Here is an 18086-nt window from a genome sequence, read left to right as displayed (position 1 = left end):
CATTGTGCCCGGCCAGCGCATCGTCCTTTACCTATCTGACAGAGAATGTACCAAATGACCGGCATTTTTGGTTATTTTGCACCCCATTCACCATTTTCTACCCGCGCTTTTTTTCAAGTTCATGGCATTAATTAATACAATCCGCGAAAAATCGGGCTGGGCAGTTGGCGCTATCGTCATCGGCCTGCTTCTGTTTATGGTGGGCGGCGACCTGTTTACGGGGCAGAACAGCTTCTTTGGCCGCTCCGACCGCTCGGTGGGTGAAATTGCGGGGCAGGAAATCGACTACGACGAATTCAATGCCACGCTGGAGCAGGCCAAACAGGCCTTCATTCAGCAGCAGGGCCGCCAGCCCGACGAGCAGGCCATGGGCTACCTGCGCGAGCAGGCCTGGAACCAGATGCTCTACCGCATTGCCTTCCAGAAGCAGTTCGACAAGCTGGGCCTGACGGTTTCGGACGACGAACTGACTGATATGGTGCAGGGTACCAACATCCACCCCAGCATCCGCCAGGCTTTCACCGACTCGACCGGCCAGTTCGATGTGTTGAAGGTGAAGGAATACCTGCGCAACCTCGACAAGATGGACCCGCAGGCGCAAGCCGCCTTTGCCAACTTCGAGCAGAACCTGCGCCCCGAGCGCCTAGGCCAGAAGTATACCAACCTGCTCAAAATGAGCACTTACGTGACCTCGGCCGAAGCCAAGCGCTTCAACGAGGGGATGATGGCCCAAGTAAACCTGCGCTACCTGTTCGTGCCCTACTTCGCCCTCTCCGATTCGAGCGTGAAAGTAACCGACGAGCAGCTGCAGGCCTACATCGACAAAAACCAGGGTCGCTTTAAAGTAGAAGATGGCCGCAGCATCGAGTACGTATCCATTCCGGTTACGGCTTCGGTGGAAGACAGCACCGAAATCGGCAAAACGGTAAACGAGCTGGCTACCCAGTTCGCTGCCGCACCCGCCGACTCGGTATTCGTAAAGCTCAACTCCGACAACCCCGTTGTCCCGGCCTACCTCACGGCTGCCGACATGCCCGAGAAACTGCGCGAGCAGCTGCCATTGCAGGAAGGCAAGGTGTACGGCCCTTACGCCGAAAACGGTACCTACTCGCTGTACAAGGTAACCGGCCAGAAAACCGGCGACCAGTCAGCCGCCCGCGCCAGCCACATCCTAATCAAGAGCGACGCTACTACGCCCGAGGCGGATGTTGCTGCCAAGGCCAAAGCCACGGACGTGCTTGCCAAGATTAAAGGTGGTGCCGATTTCGCCGCCATGGCCCGCCAGTATGGCTCGGACGGTACCACCGCCACCGGCGGCGACCTGGGCTGGTTCCAGCAGGGCCGCATGGTGCCCGAGTTTGAGAAGGCCGTGTTCGGCGCTTCTTCGCTCGGCTTGCTACCCAACTTGGTCAAGACATCATTTGGCTACCATATCATTAAGGTAACGGCTGCACCTACCAAGCAGACCTACCGCGTGGCCACCGTGCAGAAAAGCATTCAGCCCACCGAAGGCACCCGCGACGCAGCCTACAACAAGGCGCAGGAGTTGAAGGGCCAGGCCACCGACCTAGAGTCGTTCCGCAAGGCGGTAGCCGCTGACAAGAGCCTGCAGAAAGCCGAAGCCAAGAACCTGGGCCGTGGCGACCAAGCCGTGAATAATCTGCAGGAAGCTCGGCCGCTGGTGCGCTGGGCCTACGGCGCCGACGACTCGGAAGGGGCCGGTGCCAAGCAGACCGGCGACGTATCGCGCGTGTTCGAAATCGGCGACACCTACGTGGTGGCCGTGCTGACCGGCGAGCGGAGCAAAGGAACGGCCGACTTGGCCAGCATCAAGCCTGAAATCACCGCTTTAGTGCGCAACGAACTCAAGGCTGAGCAAATCAAGCAGAAGCTGAGCGCCTCCAAGGGTACGCTCGAGCAGATGGCTCAGGCCTATGGCTCCGCCGCCCAGGTGAAAACCGCCGACAACGTGGTATTGGGCCAGAGCATGATTGCCGGCGTGGGTAGCGAGCCAACTGCCGTAGGTCGTGCCTTCGGCCTGAAAGTGGGCCAGAAGTCGGCCCCGATTGCCGGCGAGCAGGGCGTGTTTGTGGTTGAGCCCACCAGCGCCCAGCCTGCGCCCCCCACCACCGACGTAGCCGCTGCCCGCCAGCAGCTGACGGCCCAGCGTGCGGCCCGTATCGACGGCCTCATCTTTGAAGCCCTCAAGCAGAACGCTGACGTAAAAGATAATCGCGCTAAGTTCTTTTAGGGCCTGAGTTAGCATCTTGTCATCCTGATAAAGGAAGGACCTTATTCCGCGAAAACGGCCCTCTTATATGGTCGGGCTCGCGGGATAAGGTCCTTCTTTCGTCAGGATGACAGTATCTTCCAGATAACAGTGTATCTGAAACCGTTTGCCGGCACTTTCCGGCCGCTTCAACTCGTTAGCTCTGCATGAAAAACCCGTTGCGTGGAATAGTATGCGGTGTCAGTCTGCTGGCGCTGCTGGCCATAGCCGCCGCCCCGGTCGCCCGGGCCCAGGCTCCCGATGATGGGAGCATCCAGCTGGCCCGCGAGTATGAGCGCAAGGGCGAGCACGAAAAGGCTGCGTACCTGTTCGGCCGCCTGCGCACCGACGAACAAACGGCCCCCAACGTGCTGCCCAACTACCTGGCCGCGCTGCAGGGGTTGCGCCGCACCAAAGACGCCGAGAAGCTGGTGAAACGCGCCATCAAGCAGCGGCCCCAGGACCAGACGCTGGGCGTAACGCTGGGCTTGGTAGCCGCCACCTCTGGTGACTCGACGGCCGCCGCCAAGCAGTGGGAGCGGGTGGTGCAATTGCTCAGCTCCGAGCAGGTAGTGCCGGTGGCCACTAGCTTTCAGCAGGCCAACCTGCCCACCTGGACTACCCGCACCTACCTGCGCGGGCGGCAGTTGGCCGGCAACGAAACCGAGTACGCGTCCCAGCTCATCGGCCTGTATACCCAGCAGGGCCAGACCGATAAAGTGCTGGTGGAAACCCTGCGCCTGGTGCGCGACGACGAGCAGCAGCTGCCCTTCGTGCGCAACATGCTCCAGAACAACCTGCAGGATGAAGCCGCCTTTGCCACCCTCGAAAAAGAGCTGCTGACCCAGGTGCAGCGCAACCCCGACCGCGCCGTATACAGCGAGCTACTGCTGTGGCTGCAGGTGCAGCGCCGCGACTTTACCGGGGCCTTGATGCAGGCCAAAGCCCTCGACCGGCGGGGCCGCACCCAGGGCCGCCGGGTGCTGGAAGTGGCCGAAATTGCCCGCCGCAATAAAGATTACGAAAGCGCCATTGGTGGCTTTGAGTATATCACCCGCGAGTATGCCGGCCAGCCGTTCTACGCCCTGGCCCGCCAGCGCCTCGTGCAGACCCGCGAAGACCAAGTGCGCAACACCTATCCGGTAGACCAAGCCCAGTTGCGGGGCCTGCTGAAAGAGTACGAGCAGGTGCTCACCGACTTGGGACGCACGCCCGAAACGGCCCCCGTACTGCGCAGCATGGCCGCGCTGCTGGCTTTCCAGCTCGGCGAGCAGGCGCCGGCCATGAAGCTGCTGGAAGAGGTAATTGCTATGCCTCGGGCCAGCTCCGACGTGGTGGATCAGGCCAAAATTGACTTGGCCGACATTTACGTGCTGCGGGCCGAGCCCTGGGAAGCCACACTGCTGTATTCGCAGGTCGAGAAGTCGCACAAGGACACGCCGCTGGGCTACGATGCCAAACTGCGCAACGCCCGCCTAAGCTACTTCGCCGGCGACTTCAAGCTGGCCAAGTCGCACCTCGATATTCTCAAGCAGGCCACCACCCGCGAAATTGCCAACGATGCCATGCAGCTCAGCCTGCTCATCACCGACAACACGGCCCAGGATACATCCGGCGTTGCCCTGCGCGATTATGCCGCCGTCGAGCAACTCGTGTTTCAGAACAAGCTGCCCGAAGCTCTGCGCGGCCTCGATGGGCTGTTGGTAAAGTACCCCGGCCATGCCCTGCAGGATGAAGCTTGGTACCTGAAGGCCCAGTTGCAGCGCCGCACCAGCGACTACGCCGGGGCCATCAGTACCCTGGAGCGCATTACCACCAACCCTAAGTACGACGTGCTCAGCGACGACGCCCTGTTTCTGGCCGCCAGCATTCAGCAGGAGAACATCCAGGACCGCGAAAAGGCCCAGCAGCTCTACCAGCAGCTCATCACCAAGCACGCTGGCAGCATCTACGTGGCCGAGGCCCGTAAACGCTTCCGCCAGTTGCGGGGCGATACGCTGTAGGACAAGCTGTCCGCCGGAATCCGTGCTATTCTGTGGTCGTTTGGGTACTTTTGAAAACGGCCTCATTCCAAGACTGGTCCGATACCTGCCCGAGAAATGCTAGAAAAAAGATGGATTCGCAAGCCGGCACCCGAGGTGGAGCAAGTGGCGCACCTAGCCCAAGCGTTGCGCGTGAACGAGGCCATTGTGCGGCTGCTATGCCAGCGTGAAATTGGTACCTTCGAACTGGCCCGGAGCTACTTCCGCCCCGATCTGGAGCAGTTGCACGACCCGCTGCTGATGCGCGACATGGACCGCGCCGTGGCCCGGCTGGTGCAGGCCCTGCACAGCGGCGAGCGGGTGCTGGTGTATGGCGACTATGATGTGGACGGCACGACCTCGGTGGCCCTGGTGTATAGCTACCTGCGTCGCTTCTTCGGCCCCGGGCGCATCGAGTACTACATTCCTGACCGCTATAAGGAGGGCTATGGCGTATCGGAGGCGGGCATTGATTACGCTAAGGCCGAAGGGTTTAAGCTCATCATTGCCCTCGACTGCGGGGTGAAATCGGTGGACAAGGTGGCCTACGCCAACGAGCGGGGCGTCGACTTTATCATCTGCGACCACCACTTGCCGGGCACCGAGCTGCCGGCCGCCGTGGCCGTGCTCGACCCCAAGCGCGCCGACTGCGAGTACCCGTTCAAGGAGCTGTGCGGTTGCGGCGTGGGCTTCAAGCTGATGCAGGCCTTTACTGAGCACCAGGGCCTGCCCGAAGACGACCTCTACGAACTGCTGGACTTGGTGGCTGTGGCCATTGCCGCCGACATCGTGCCCATTTACGGGGAGAACCGTACGCTGGCCTTCCACGGCTTACGCTTGCTCAATGACCGCGCCCGGTCCCAGCGGCCCGGCTTCGAAGCGCTGCGCGAACTGGCCGGCCTGCGCGAAAACGAACTGAACATCACCAGCCTGGTATTCGGCTTTTCGCCCCGCATAAATGCCGCCGGCCGCATGGGCGACGCCAAGCGCGCCGTGGCCATGCTGCTGGCCGACAGCGCCGAACAGGCCAAAGAAAAGGCAGGCGTCGTCGACAAAACCAACCAGGAACGCCGCGGCGTCGATACCAGCATCACGAAGGAGGCGCTGGCCATGATTGAGGACGACGCCACGCTGCAAACCGCCAGCAGCACCGTGCTCTTCAAGCCTGACTGGCATAAGGGCGTGGTGGGCATTGTGGCCTCGCGCTGCATTGATAAGTACTACCGGCCTACCGTTATCCTCACCGAAAGCAACGGTAAGGCCACCGGCTCGGCCCGCTCGGTAGTGGGCTTCGATGTGCACCAGGCCATTGAGGAGTGCGCCGAGCTCCTCGACCAGTTCGGAGGCCATATGTACGCCGCCGGCCTCACGCTGCCCCTCGAAAACGTGGCCGCTTTCCAACAGAAGTTCGAGCGCATTGTGGCCGGTCGCATCACGCCCGAGCAGCTTATTCCGCCCGTCGCTATCGACTGCACCGTTGTACTAAGCGACATCACGCCCTCTTTCTACAAGCTGTTGAGCCAGATGGAGCCCTTCGGACCTGGCAATGCCAACCCGGTTTTCGCCTCCGAAAACGTAACCGCCGCCCCCGACTCGGCGCGCATTGTGGGCAACTCGCACCTCAAAATTGCCCTCACCCAGGACGGCGGCCGCCACCGCCTCGAAGCCATCGGCTTTGGCATGGGCGACCACCTCGAACGTATCCGGGGAGGCGAGCCGTTCAGCGTCTGCTACAACGTCGAAATCAACGAGTACCGGGGCGTGAAGTCCTTACAGCTGAAGCTGAAGGACATCCGGTGGGAAGCGGTGAAATAGTGCGACTGTGAAATGGGGAACTGACGTTATTGGGACCTAACTGCGCTACTTGCGCTAATAGGCTCTTGGAACCTTAACGACCCATTTCACCACTATACTATTTCAACTCCACCGCCGTGGGCAGCACGTATTGCCGCTGGTTCCAGAGCAGGTAACCCCCGCGTATGTAGCGGGCGTAACGCAGCAACGGGTTGGCGACGGCGTCGGACCTTCGGGGAGAGAGCACGAGCCAGATTATCTGGCCATTGAGCCGCCGTTCCTGCAATAGCAGTCCGCCCGGCTGGTAGGCCGTGTATTTTTCCTCTATCCGCCCGTTGCGCCGATAGATGGTGCGATGTTTCCAGAGGACGAATTGACGCTTCTGCCCGGTTTCAGCGTCTATTATCCGCGGGGTTATATAGTTGCCCGACACCAGATGGCGGCGTTTGCGGTTGGGCGTTTTCAGCACAAAGCCCGTTTTTTGAACCAATTGCGCATGAATACTCTCCACAGCCCGCATGAGCGAGTCGCGGGCGGCGGTGGCGCGGGCGGCATCGGTGATAGCCTGCGCGGAGGCCTGTACCGACCCTAGCAGGAGCAGGCCGAAGAGTAAAGTTTTGGAAATCATAGATAAACGGAGAAAAAGGACGGCGGATAAGTGTGAACTGCGCCGCTACAAAAAAAGCGCCGCTTCCGCCCATGCTAGCGGCTTATAGCAGGCAGAATCAGCCAATTCATTGGCTGATAAATAGATAAAAAACACTATATCTTAACTATCCTTATCTCACCGCCGTACCCACCACACCCAGGCTATCAGCACCAGCTGCAGTGGCAGGCGCAGCCAGAGGGCCCATTCGGGCACGGCCATACCGGCGCCGTGGCTTTGCAGCATGTACACGTTGGCCGGAAACACGGCCACCAGCAGCGCAATGAGGCCCCAAGCGGCCCAGCGGCGGGTAGCGGGCACCAGCAACCCCAGCGCCCCCGCTATTTCGGCGGCGCCGCTGAGCTGCACCAGTAGCAGCGGGTTGGGCAGGTAGGGTGGCACGATGCGCAAGAACCCGTCGGGCCGCAGAAAGTGCATGAGCCCGGCCGTGAGAAAGAATAGGGCCAGCAGCAGGCGGCCGGTTTCTTTTAAATTCATGTGTTGGAGCTACAATCTTTCAGCCTCAAGTGGCAAGCTAAGCAGGGTGTAAAGGAACGTCATTCGGAGCGAAGTGAAGAATGACGCGCGCTGCCATTGAAATGACGAACCAACAGCAGCCCGCGTCATTCTGCGCTTCACTCTGAATGACGTTCATACACTACGTACCTTCGTGAGGGCGTTAGCCTGCTATTCTACTCGCACGTATTGCATGAAATTTCTTTCGTTGGCCCTCGGGCTGAACTTGGCGGCGGCCGTGGGGGCCCTGGCCCAGCAACCCGCCGGCTACCGCGTCAACCTCGATTTTGCCCGCGTGGTCAACGACCGGGTGAAGGTGGTTGTCCAGACGCCCGTTATGCAGGAGGAGCAGGCCACTTATGTGATGCCTGCGGTGGTGCCCGGTTCGTACTCCAAAAAGGACTACGGCCGCTTTATCACCAGCTTCAAGGCCTTCGATAAGAACGGCAAGGCCCTCAAGGTGAAAAATGACGGCCCCAATATGTTCGTCATCAGCAACGCCCGGCAGCTGGCTCGCCTCGAATACCTGGTGGATGATACCTGGGATGCCAAGCAGGACGAACAGTTCATCTTTCAGCCCGGCGGCACCAACATCGACGCCGGCCGCAACTTCACGCTCAACCACTACGGTTTCTACGGCTACTTCGAAGGCTATAAGCTGCAGCCCTACGAGGTAACCATTGAGAAGCCCGCCGACCTGTACGGGGCTACCGCGCTGCCCGTGCGCCGCGAGTCGGCCACCCGCGACGTGCTTACGGCCCCCGACTACGTGACGCTGGCTGACGGCCCAGTGCTCTATGCCCGGCCCGATACGGCTAGCTTCAGCACTGGCGGGGCCCGCATTTCGGTGGCCGTGCTATCGGAAACCGGCGCCGTGAAGGCAGCCGACATCAGCCGGATGCTGCGGCCCATGTCGGAAGCATTGACGAAGTATTTCGGGAAGATGCCGGTGCCGCGCTACCAGTTTCTATTCTACTTCCCCAGCCTGAATTCGCCGCTGAGCAGCGAGAAGGGCGGTTACGGGGCCATGGAGCACAGCTACTCCTCGCTCTACTTTCTGCCCGAAATACTCGACCCGGAACGCCTGCAAAGCATGGTGCTGGAAGTGGCCTCGCACGAGTTTCTGCACATGCTGGCCCCGCTCAACATCCACTCGCGCGAAATCGGCGACTTCGACTTCCGGAGCCCCAAAATGTCGCAGCACCTGTGGCTGTACGAGGGCGTAACCGAGTATGTGGCTCAGCAGGTGCAGGTGCAGGCCGGCCTGATTTCGCCCGCCGAGTTTCAGGCGCGCATGAAGGGTAAAATCGATAAGGCCGACAGCTACGGCCCGCCGGTTTCGTTTACTGAGATGAGCAAGCGGATTCTGGAGCCACCCTACAAGGACATGTACGAAAACGTGTATAACAAGGGCGCGCTGCTGGGTTTGCTACTCGATATCCGGCTGCGCGAGCTAAGCCAGGGCCGCCAAACCCTGCGCGATGTGCTGCTGGCGTTGCGCGAGAAGTACGGCCCCACCCGCTCGTTTGAGGATGATGCGCTCATCCCCGAAATCGTAGCCCTCACCAACCCCGAAATCGGCACCTTCTTCCGCCGCTACGTGCAGGGCGCCGAACCGTTGCCGCTGGCCGAGTACTTCGGTAAGATGGGCTGGACTTATCAGCCCACGGGCCAGGCGCGCATCAAGGCCTTTGGCAAACTCGGCTTTGCCTACGACCAGAGCCTCGACCAGTTCAGGGCCGCCCAAACCCAGGCCGATCAGAACGCCTTTGGCTTAGCTGAGGGCGACGTAATCGTGGCCGTGGATGGGAAGGCCCTGAATATGCAGAACGCCGAGCAGCTGCTACGCCCCTTAGTAGAGCCCACCACGGCCGCCGCCGTGCGCCTCAAGTTCCGGCAGGGCAAAGGCCCGGTGCAGGAGCGCGAGGCCGTACCCCGCGAGTTCGAGGTGGAGGTGAAAAACCTGGTCGAAACCGTTCCAACTGCTACCCCAGCCCAGCAGCAGCTCCAGAACGCGCTGCTGAAAGGGTAGGGGATGGGCGTTAAACCAGTTAAAAAGGTGTCATGCTGAGCGTAGCCGGAGGCATAGTCGAAGCATCTCTACCGCTTCGTTGCAGAAGCAATTGGTTAGCATTGCGGTAGAGATGCTTCGACTTCGCTCCGCTGCGCTCAGCATGACGTGCATTTACCAATATTTCCAACTACAATGATACTCCGCGCTGAACACTTGGTAAAGAAGTACAAGGCCCGCACGGTAGTCAACGACATGTCTTTGCACGTCGAGCAGGGCGAGATTGTGGGGCTGCTCGGACCGAATGGGGCAGGCAAAACCACTTCCTTTTACATGACGGTGGGCATGGTGAAGCCCGACGGAGGCAAGGTGTTTCTCGATGACCGCGACATCACCAAGCTGCCCATTTACCAGCGCGCCCGCCTTGGCATCGGCTACCTGGCCCAGGAGCCCTCCGTTTTCCGCGACCTTACGGTGGAGGAAAACGTGCTGTCGGTGCTGCAAATGACAGATATGCCCAAGCAGGCCCAGCGCGATAAGGTGGAGGAGCTGCTCAACGAGTTCAGCCTGACCCACGTGCGCAAAAATCTGGGCCGGGTGCTGAGCGGCGGCGAGCGGCGGCGAACCGAAATTGCCCGCGCCCTGGCCGTCGACCCCAAATTCGTGCTCCTCGATGAGCCTTTCGCCGGCGTCGACCCGATTGCGGTGGAGGAAATTCAGGGCATCGTGGCCAAACTCAAGCACAAGAATATCGGCATCCTCATCACCGACCACAACGTGAACGAAACGCTCAGCATCGTCGACCGCGCCTATCTGCTCTTCGAAGGCAAGCTGCTGAAAGCCGGCACCGCCGAAGAGCTGGCCGCCGACGAAATGGTGCGCCGCGTGTACCTGGGCAAGCATTTCGAACTGAAGCGGAAAGTTTGATCAGCAGAACGTCATTCAGAGCGAAGCGAAGAATCTCGCGCGTCGAATTTGGAGTAGTAAATCAACATCAGCACGCGATATTCTTCGCGTCGCTCTGAATGACGTTCTTTACGAGCTGCTGATAACTATCAACCAAGCGGTATCTATTAAGCCTAAGAAATGATTGGCACCGTACTGACCTGGGCCGTGCAGCGCCGGCTGGCCAGCATCGAGCATTTTCGCCGCCACCCCCACGAGGTGCAGCAGCAGTTGCATCACGAGCTGTTGCATACGGCCCGCGCCACCGACTGGGGCCGCCGCTACGGCTACGCAGACGCGCCCTCGGCCCGCGAGTTTGCGCAGCGTGTCCCCGTGAGCAGCTACGAAGAGCTGTATCCGCAGTTAGAGCGGGTGCTTTTGGGCGAGGCCGATGTGCTGTGGCCTGGCCGGGTGCAGTGGTTTGCCAAGAGCAGTGGCACCACCAATGCCCGCAGCAAGTACATCCCCGTTACCCGCGAGTCGCTGCACGAGTGCCACTACCGCGCCGGCCGCGACATGACTGCCCTGGCCACCCTGCACTACCCCGAGTACGACTTTCTGGGCGGCAAAACTCTCTCGCTCGGCGGCACCCACGGCCCCAACCCGCTCCGCCCCACGGCCCCCAATTCGCGGGCCGGTGACGTGTCGGCGGTGATCATGCAAAACCTGCCTGCCTGGGCCGAGTTCATCCGGACGCCGCCGCTGGAGCTAGCCTTACTGGATGAGTGGGAAGAGAAGATTGAGCGCGTTGCCCGCCACGTGATGCAGGCCGATGTGCGGGTGCTGGCCGGCGTACCCACCTGGATGATTGTGCTGCTGCGCCGTGTGCGCGAGCTGGCTGGCACCGACGATTTGCACGCCATCTGGCCCCGGCTGGGCCTGTTCCTGCACGGCGCGGTGGCCTTCGGGCCTTATCGGGAGCTGTTTCGCCAGCTCATCCCGAGCCCCAAAATGCACTATCTCGAAGTCTACAACGCTTCCGAGGGCTACCTGGCTCTACAGGATGAGCCGGACTCCGAAGACCTGCTGCTACTGCTCAACCATGGCATCTACTACGAATTCCTGCCCCAGAGCCAGTGGGATGAAGCCGAGCCCCAGGCCATCGGGTTGGATGAGGTGGAGCTGAGCCGCACCTACGCCCTGCTCATCAGCACCAACGCCGGGCTGTGGCGCTACAAAATCGGTGACACAGTGCGCTTTACCAGCCTGGCGCCCTACCGCATCCGCATCTGCGGGCGTACCAAGCACTTCCTCAATGCCTTCGGTGAAGAGGTCGTAATTGAACACGCCGATGCTGCCCTAGCCGCCGCCTGCCGGGCCACCAATACCACCGTTGGCGACTATACGGCCGCGCCCATTTACTTCGCCGAGGGCCCCGGCAGCTCGCGCGGCAGCCACCAGTGGCTCGTCGAATTCACCCGCCCGCCCGCTGACCCGGCCCGCTTTACGCAGGTGCTCGACGACACATTGCGCCAGCTCAACTCCGACTACGACGCTAAGCGTCACCGCGACCTAGCTCTTATGCCGCCTACGCTCACGGTGGCTCCGGTTGGTACGTTTGGGCGCTGGCTGGCTAGTAGGGGCAAGCTTGGGGGGCAGCACAAAGTGCCCCGCCTTAGTAATTCGCGAGAGTTACTCGACGAAATTCTGTTACAACTAAATAATTAGTTGTAACTATCGGCAGGACTATTTCCCTTCTGCTATGCGCCTTACTTCCTTGCTGTGCTGGCCGCTGCTGAGTGTGAGCTTATTTGTACTCAGCAATTGCGCCCGAGCACCTGTTGGCTTCTGGTCACGCAACCGTTTCAACCAGCAGGAACTGCGGCATGGTCCCTGGCGCGTCTACCTTGATGCGCAACAGCAGCACCTACTCAATAAGGGCCGCTACCGGCATGGCCGCGAGGTGGGGAGTTGGCGCTACTTTAGCCCTAGTGGTTTGCCCGAACGTACCGAGCGTTTCCATCGTCGCCCCGCTGGCCTTATTACGCTAACCGTGTACCATTCCAATGGGCAGATAGCCAAGCGAGGTAAGGCCCGGTACGTGTCTACGGCCACCACTGAACGGTTTTTCTGGTTTGGTGAGTGGCGCTGCTACGATAAAGCGGGCCACCCACTACCGGCGGAGTTTTACGTGAATGGCGTCCGGACCGGTATGCCGCTGGTACCACTTGGCCCTTGAGCCGATGCATGCAATGGCATAATAGGACATTGCGCCGGTACGTGCTATGTCTGTCGCCGTGCCGGAGAATCCGTTAGTGTAGTGCATCACGTAAGTTAGGACCCGCTGCTGCTGATTGACCGGCAGATCATTTGGTGGCCAGCTTTGCATTATAATCAGATAAAAACCTATATTCCGCTTCGTCCTGATCTGAGTTCCAACCTAAATTCCCACGCATGTCTACTGCTACTCTTGCTCCCGATTCGTCTTCCTCCAGCCGGCGGCGGCGACGCACTAGCAGCTACACCCGTCTGGAAAAGGAGAAAAAGTCTGAGAAGCGCGCCAATTACATCACGGCAGGCATATTAGGCGCTATTGCTCTTGCCCTGCTTATTAGCCTGGGGGTTATTGCGTTTAATGCGGCAAGCTGATTTCAAGCCCGAAAAGCTTGGCGCGGCAGTCCGGCATGCGTACTTGCCGGACTGCCTCACCAAGAAGTACTTGCGCTTATTCCTGAAACAGATTGCCGAGTAGACCGCCGCTTTCTTTGCCGGAATTACCGCCCGCCGGGGCCAGCGCCTGAATGAGCTTCTTCACGGGCATAGACTGCAGCCATACCCGGCCTGTACCGCGCAACGTGGCCAGCATCAGCCCCTCGCCCCCAAAAATCATGGACTTGAGGCCGCCGGCGCGGGCAATGCTGAAATCGATGCCCGGCTCGAAGGCTACTACGCAGCCGGTATCAACGCGCAGCAACTCGTTGTTGAGGCGCTTTTCGATGATGGTGCCGCCCGCGTGCACGAAGGCCTTACCGTCGCCGGTTATTTTTTGCAGAATAAATCCTTCGCCCCCGAAAAAGCCCGCGCCGAGCTTCGAGTTGAGATGCAGGCTGATTTTGGTGCCCCGGGCGGCGGCCAGAAAGCCGTCTTTCTGCACAATCAGGCCCTGCGGCAACTCCCGCAAATCGAGCGCAATGATAGTGCCGGGGTAAGGGGCTGAAAAGGCCACCTGAGCCTTGCCCGTGCCGCCGCGGTGCGTAAAGTGCGTCATGAACAGCGACTCGCCGGTGAGCAGCCGGGTACCGGCCGAAAACAGCTTGCCCATCAGCCCTTGGTTCACTTCCGAGCCGTCGCCCATCTTGGTTTCGAAGGCAATGGCCTCGCTCATGTACACCATGGCCCCAGCTTCAGCAATCACCGTTTCGTTGGGGTCAAGCTCTACTTCTAGCACCTGAATATCGTTGCCGAGGATTCTGTAGTCGATTTCGTGAGACTGCATGAGGGAACCTTAACGGGATTGATGGAAAGAAGCTCAAGTATAGCAAAAGATGAATAAATGACGAGTCTACTCGTCCTCGTCGTCCGTTACTTCGTCCTCATCCACCTCCTTGCCCTTGGCATCGGCTTTGGGCTTTTTGCTCTTAGCCTCGGTGCTGCTGCGGCGCACAAAATCTTCCTCCGACTCCTCTACCTCTTCAATTGGCAGGTCGTCGTCTTCCTCATCCTTCTCTCCGAAAGCCCCGTCGCGGTTTACCAGCTTCTTGTCGCGCACATGACGGTTGAGAAACTGGTTTATTTCCTCGATGGAGTAATTGGAGGTGATTTCTCCCAGCGGGTTTACCTTGATTTCGAAGCCTTCCAGCTCCTTATGAACTCGGGCTTTTTTCTCGGGCTCCTCCTTTTTGCTTTTCGACTTGGCGGGTTTCTTGGCCATAATGGATGCGGGGCAGTGGAAATACACAAAAGCGCGCCGGCCCATAGCCCGCGCCCTGTAGGTACGCAACCGTCGGGGCGAAGGATATGCCACCACCTCCCACGTAAAAGCCCGCCCGACGGTTTGTCGGGCGGGCTTTTGCAATCGGTAAACCGGAAACGTTAGGCTGCGGGCAGGGCTGCTACCGCCGCCTGAATCCGCTCGGCCGTTTCCTGCGGGCCCAGAATGTGCATGATGTACATCAGGTCGGGGCCAGCCGCGGCGCCGGTTACGGCCATCCGTAAGGCTTGGAGTACCTGCCCGATTTTCAGGCCCTGGCCTTCCACCACCTGCGTCAGCAGTGCCTTGATTTCGTCAGGCGAAGCGTCGGCAGCGGCGGGCAGCTGGACGGCGAATTCGGACAGCGCGGCAGCTACCGGCGCATTCCATTTCTTGCTGATTACCTGCTCGTCGTAGCTGGTGGGCCGCTCGAAGAATAGCTGGGCTTCCTTGGCCAGATCGGCCGGGAAAGTGGCGCGCTCCTTTACCAGGGCAGCAATTTGGGTGGCTTTGTCAGTCGAAACCTCAACGCCTTGCTTCTGGAGGTCTTCGATGAGGTACTGGGCCAGCTCGGCGTCGGGCTTAGCGCGCAGGTACTGCTCGTTGTACCAGCGCACCTTGTTCTGGTCGAAGCGGGCCGGCGACTTGCTCACGCGCTCAATCGAGAAGTTCTCAATCAGCTCATCCATCGTAAACAGCTCCTGGGGCGTGCCGGGATTCCAGCCCAAAAAGGCCAGGAAGTTGATGAACGCCTCGGGCAGATAGCCAGCCTCGCGGTAGCCGCTGCTCACGGTAGGCTGGCCGTCGGCGTCGGTGCCATGGAATTCGAGCGGGAAAACCGGGAAACCAAGCTTGTCGCCGTCGCGCTTGCTGAGCTTGCCGGTGCCGTCGGGCTTGAGCAGCAGCGGTAGGTGGGCAAACTGCGGCATGGTAGCTTCCCAGCCCAAGTAGCGGTACAGCAACACGTGCAGCGGCGCCGAGGGCAGCCACTCCTCACCCCGGATAACGTGCGTGATTTCCATCAGGTGGTCGTCCACGATATTAGCCAGATGGTACGTCGGCATGCCATCGGACTTCATCAGCACCTTGTCGTCAATGGCCGACGAATGCACCACGACCCAGCCCCGAATCAAATCCTGGAAGCGCACTTCCTCCTTGCGGGGCACTTTCAGGCGGATAACGTAGGGCGTGCCGGCGGCCAGCAGCTGCTCGGTTTCCTCGGCCGGCAGCGTAAGCGAGTTGCGCATCTGGGCCCGCGTGATGCTGTTGTACTGCGGGTTGGGCACCTTGGCGGCCGTCAGGCGGGCGCGCATGGCGTCCAACTCCTCGGGGGTATCGAACGCATAATAGGCGAAACCATCCTTAATCAGCTGGTCGGCGTACTGGCGGTACATGGGCTTCCGCTCGCTCTGGCGGTAGGGCGCGTGGGGGCCGCCCTGCTCAATACCTTCGTCAATCTCGATACCGCACCAGCGCAGCGCGTCCATAATGTACTGCTCGGCACCGGGTACAAAGCGGTTCTGGTCGGTGTCTTCGATGCGTAACAGCATCTTACCGCCCAGCTTGCGGGCCAGCAGGTAGTTGTATAGCGCGGTGCGCACGCCGCCGATATGCAGCGGGCCGGTGGGGCTGGGCGCAAAACGCACCCGTACTTCTCTTTCCATACGTCAGTTGTGCGGCTTTATTCAGGTTGAGAAACCGCGCTGCAAAGGTACGAAAGGTGAGTTGGTGAAATAGCGAAAGAACTGTCATTCCGACGGCGGAGGAATCTGGGCCGACATTACCGAATGATTTTGTTCAATGGCGGCACTCACATTCCTCTCTCCGCTCAAGTCGCGGAATGTCAAGGTGACAGCACATTCATCAGTTCACTCCACCACCAACCCGAATTTCGTCAGCAGGCCCGGCAGGCTTTCGAGGGCAAAGCGGGCGCCCTTCACTTCGTTGATGGCCGGGTCGAGTTGGAGGTGACGGACGGTGCGTAGGTCAGCACCCGCCAGCTTTGTGTTCTCAAACAAAGTGCCTGTCAAGTCGCAGTCAGCAAATACGCTCCCGTTTAGGTTGGTATTGGCGAAATCTGCCTCTCGTAGCGAGCAGCCTTCAAAGCGCGTATTGGCCATCTGTTTGCCCCCGAACAAGGCATAATCGAGCTGACAACGGTCAAAGTGTACGCCAAACAGCAGGTCGCGGCAGACGGTGAACTGCAGGCCCAGCAGCTTGCAGCCGTCGAAAGCCACGTTTTGCAGACTGGTGTTGGCCAGCGAGGCTCCGGCCAGGTTGCAGGTTTCGAACAGGCAGTCGGTAAACCGGCGGCCAGCCAGGTCGGCCTGGCTTAAATCGAAACCGACAAAGTGGAACTGCTCGAACTCACGCTGGCCCACTAAGGCCGGGGGCAGCACCCGCAAGAGCACGTTTTCGGGTGGAAAGTAGTCGGGCCGGGCTTGGGCTTTAGCCGGCTTACGGATACCAGGTCGGCGCATTATTCGCGGTTTCGGAAACCTAGCCAGAGGCCCAACCCTAACAGTACCGCGCCACCCTTAATGGCCCAGGCTACTGTTGGCCCCCAGCTGTAAATCCAATCAAGCAGCGGAAACCGAAAGTTGGCCGGCAGCAGATAAGGGGCCACCAAGGCAATTAGCCCGGCCAGAAACAGGAAGATGCCTAGTTCGCGCATGCGGTGAGCTAACGAGATGGTGAAATAAGGTGTTGGGTTTACGGTTATCTTAAGCGGGACGAATAGTCTGGTCAGTGTCAGCTGATGGTAGCTGCCAGATTCTTCGCCCTGCTCAAGATAACGGTATGGTGGCTTGTTTATACTTCCACGGCCACGCACGAAATTTCTACCTGTACGTCTTTGGGTAGCCGGCTCACTTCCACCGTTTCGCGGGCCGGAGCATAATCGGCATCGAAGTAGCTACCGTAGATGTCGTTGATGAGGCCGAAGTTGCCGAGGTCCTGCACGAAGATGCTGCACTTCACGATGTGGCGCATCGAGAGGCCGGCCGCCGCCAATACCGCCTGCAGGTTGCGCATTACTTGGTGCGTTTCGGCGGCTACATCACCGCCGCCCACGAGCTGGCCAGTAGCTGGGTCGAGGGCAATCTGACCCGAAACGTACACGGTGCCACCAGCCCGGATGGCTTGGCTGTAAGGACCAATGGGAGCAGGGGCTTGGGGCGAAAATACAACGGTGTGGGCCATGGATAGGGCAGAAAACGGGGTGGGCAAACGAAAGAACTATCTTTGGGCTAAAGTAAGCCGAAAATCTATGCATCTGTTTATCGTGGGCGGTGAAACCGTCGAAACCGAGCTGCGCCGCAAGTTTGGCGCGGCTCACCAGTACGACTTCTGCCCCGCCACCGCACCCGACTTGCCGGCCCGCCTGGCTGCTGCCGATGTGCTCTTCGACCTGCGCGACTGGCCCCAGCTACACTACGAGCGGCCCCGTCAACCTTTGTTCTACGATACCACTGCCCGCAGCTTGGCGCAACTTTTCCACGGCGAAGAACCCCCGCTAGGCCCCGTATTTGGCCTCTGCGCTCTGCCCACTCTTCTTGATCGGCCTCTGCTGGAAGTTACGCTGCTCGACTCCATCTCGGCCCCCGCGCTAGCTACCCTTTGTGCCGACTTGGGCACCGACTACCGCCTCGTAGCCGACCGCGTGGGCCTGGTAACGCCGCGCATTGTGTGCATGATTATCAATGAGGCTTGCTACACATTGCAGGAAGGTACTGCCTCGGTACAGGATATTGACCTGGGTATGAAGCTAGGCACCAACTACCCGCACGGACCATTCGAGTGGGCCAACGCCATCGGCGTAGCGCGGGTATATGAAACGCTGGAGGCTCTTTATCAGGATACCCACGAGGAGCGCTATAAGGTGTGCCCGCTGCTGAAAACGATGTATCTGCGCGGTGAGTCGTTCGCTCTATAAGCCGAAAATTATACTTCGCTTTAAACGAAAATTGCCGCTA

The 18086-nt window shown here is 59.9% G+C and carries 17 protein-coding genes; 9 read left to right on the top strand and 8 right to left on the bottom strand.

The window, feature by feature from the left end; all coding sequences use genetic code 11:
- The first annotated feature begins 121 nt into the window (after positions 1 to 121).
- From HW556_RS01775 to recJ, 3 genes are all read left to right on the top strand, one after another.
- Entirely contained in the window at positions 122 to 2251 is a 2130-nt protein-coding gene (locus HW556_RS01775; RefSeq protein ID WP_246289490.1) for a peptidylprolyl isomerase, read from the top strand.
- 185 nt (positions 2252 to 2436) lie between these two features.
- The gene (locus HW556_RS01770) at positions 2437 to 4272 is read left to right on the top strand and encodes a tetratricopeptide repeat protein (protein ID WP_218136843.1); all 1836 of its coding nucleotides are present in this window, start codon (positions 2437 to 2439) and stop codon (positions 4270 to 4272) included.
- Between the two features lie 96 nt (positions 4273 to 4368).
- Positions 4369 to 6105, top strand: a complete 1737-nt coding sequence (gene recJ / locus HW556_RS01765) for a single-stranded-DNA-specific exonuclease RecJ (RefSeq protein ID WP_176897402.1) — start codon at positions 4369 to 4371, stop codon at positions 6103 to 6105.
- Positions 6106 to 6202: 97 nt separating this feature from the next.
- Here the strand turns inward: recJ and HW556_RS01760 are convergent, their stop codons facing one another.
- Positions 6203 to 6712 carry a hypothetical protein gene (locus HW556_RS01760; protein WP_176897401.1) on the bottom strand — a complete coding sequence of 170 codons (510 nt, stop codon included), beginning with the start codon at positions 6710 to 6712 and terminating at the stop codon, positions 6203 to 6205.
- Between the two features lie 156 nt (positions 6713 to 6868).
- A complete protein-coding gene (locus HW556_RS01755; RefSeq protein WP_176897400.1) occupies positions 6869 to 7228 on the bottom strand; it encodes a DoxX family protein in 360 nt (119 codons plus the stop codon).
- 211 nt (positions 7229 to 7439) lie between these two features.
- Here HW556_RS01755 and HW556_RS01750 point away from each other — a divergent pair, with 211 nt between their 5' ends.
- From HW556_RS01750 to HW556_RS01730, 5 genes are all read left to right on the top strand, one after another.
- Positions 7440 to 9278 (top strand): M61 family metallopeptidase, encoded by a 1839-nt coding sequence (locus HW556_RS01750; RefSeq protein ID WP_176897399.1) that lies wholly within the window; start codon positions 7440 to 7442, stop codon positions 9276 to 9278.
- A gap of 174 nt (positions 9279 to 9452) precedes the next feature.
- Positions 9453 to 10184: an LPS export ABC transporter ATP-binding protein gene (gene lptB / locus HW556_RS01745; RefSeq protein ID WP_176897398.1), complete on the top strand. Its 732-nt coding sequence runs from the start codon at positions 9453 to 9455 to the stop codon at positions 10182 to 10184.
- 159 nt (positions 10185 to 10343) lie between these two features.
- Positions 10344 to 11870, top strand: a complete 1527-nt coding sequence (locus HW556_RS01740) for a GH3 auxin-responsive promoter family protein (RefSeq protein ID WP_176897397.1) — start codon at positions 10344 to 10346, stop codon at positions 11868 to 11870.
- Between the two features lie 34 nt (positions 11871 to 11904).
- Positions 11905 to 12381, top strand: coding sequence for a toxin-antitoxin system YwqK family antitoxin (locus HW556_RS01735; protein ID WP_176897396.1), 477 nt, complete (start codon positions 11905 to 11907; stop codon positions 12379 to 12381).
- A 215-nt stretch (positions 12382 to 12596) separates the two neighbouring features.
- Positions 12597 to 12791 (top strand): hypothetical protein, encoded by a 195-nt coding sequence (locus HW556_RS01730; protein ID WP_176897394.1) that lies wholly within the window; start codon positions 12597 to 12599, stop codon positions 12789 to 12791.
- Positions 12792 to 12867: 76 nt separating this feature from the next.
- Here HW556_RS01730 and HW556_RS01725 read toward each other — a convergent pair whose 3' ends face one another.
- The 6 genes from HW556_RS01725 to HW556_RS01700 all read right to left on the bottom strand — a co-directional run bounded on the left by HW556_RS01725 (position 12868) and on the right by HW556_RS01700 (position 17313).
- Positions 12868 to 13638: a TIGR00266 family protein gene (locus HW556_RS01725; protein WP_176897392.1), complete on the bottom strand. Its 771-nt coding sequence runs from the start codon at positions 13636 to 13638 to the stop codon at positions 12868 to 12870.
- Positions 13639 to 13704: 66 nt separating this feature from the next.
- Complete coding sequence (locus tag HW556_RS01720; protein ID WP_176897391.1) at positions 13705 to 14073, bottom strand: hypothetical protein; 369 nt, start codon at positions 14071 to 14073, stop codon at positions 13705 to 13707.
- Between the two features lie 161 nt (positions 14074 to 14234).
- Positions 14235 to 15776 carry a glutamate--tRNA ligase gene (gene gltX, locus HW556_RS01715; protein ID WP_176897390.1) on the bottom strand — a complete coding sequence of 514 codons (1542 nt, stop codon included), beginning with the start codon at positions 15774 to 15776 and terminating at the stop codon, positions 14235 to 14237.
- 204 nt (positions 15777 to 15980) lie between these two features.
- Positions 15981 to 16592, bottom strand: coding sequence for a pentapeptide repeat-containing protein (locus tag HW556_RS01710; protein WP_176897389.1), 612 nt, complete (start codon positions 16590 to 16592; stop codon positions 15981 to 15983).
- The gene (locus HW556_RS01705; RefSeq protein ID WP_176897388.1) at positions 16592 to 16786 is read right to left on the bottom strand and encodes a hypothetical protein; all 195 of its coding nucleotides are present in this window, start codon (positions 16784 to 16786) and stop codon (positions 16592 to 16594) included. Before HW556_RS01705 ends, HW556_RS01710 begins: the two co-directional genes overlap by 1 nt.
- Positions 16787 to 16923: 137 nt before the next feature.
- Positions 16924 to 17313 carry a RidA family protein gene (locus HW556_RS01700; RefSeq protein ID WP_176897387.1) on the bottom strand — a complete coding sequence of 130 codons (390 nt, stop codon included), beginning with the start codon at positions 17311 to 17313 and terminating at the stop codon, positions 16924 to 16926.
- Positions 17314 to 17380: 67 nt separating this feature from the next.
- Between HW556_RS01700 and HW556_RS01695 the strand changes: the two genes are divergently transcribed.
- Positions 17381 to 18046 (top strand): 3-hydroxyacyl-CoA dehydrogenase family protein, encoded by a 666-nt coding sequence (locus HW556_RS01695; protein WP_176897386.1) that lies wholly within the window; start codon positions 17381 to 17383, stop codon positions 18044 to 18046.
- Positions 18047 to 18086: the final 40 nt, after the last annotated feature.

Source organism: Hymenobacter terrestris (assembly GCF_013377905.1).
Classification (GTDB): domain Bacteria; phylum Bacteroidota; class Bacteroidia; order Cytophagales; family Hymenobacteraceae; genus Hymenobacter; species Hymenobacter terrestris.
Note: the sequence above shows the minus strand (reverse complement) of the source record. Positions and strands in the feature narration are given on the sequence as shown.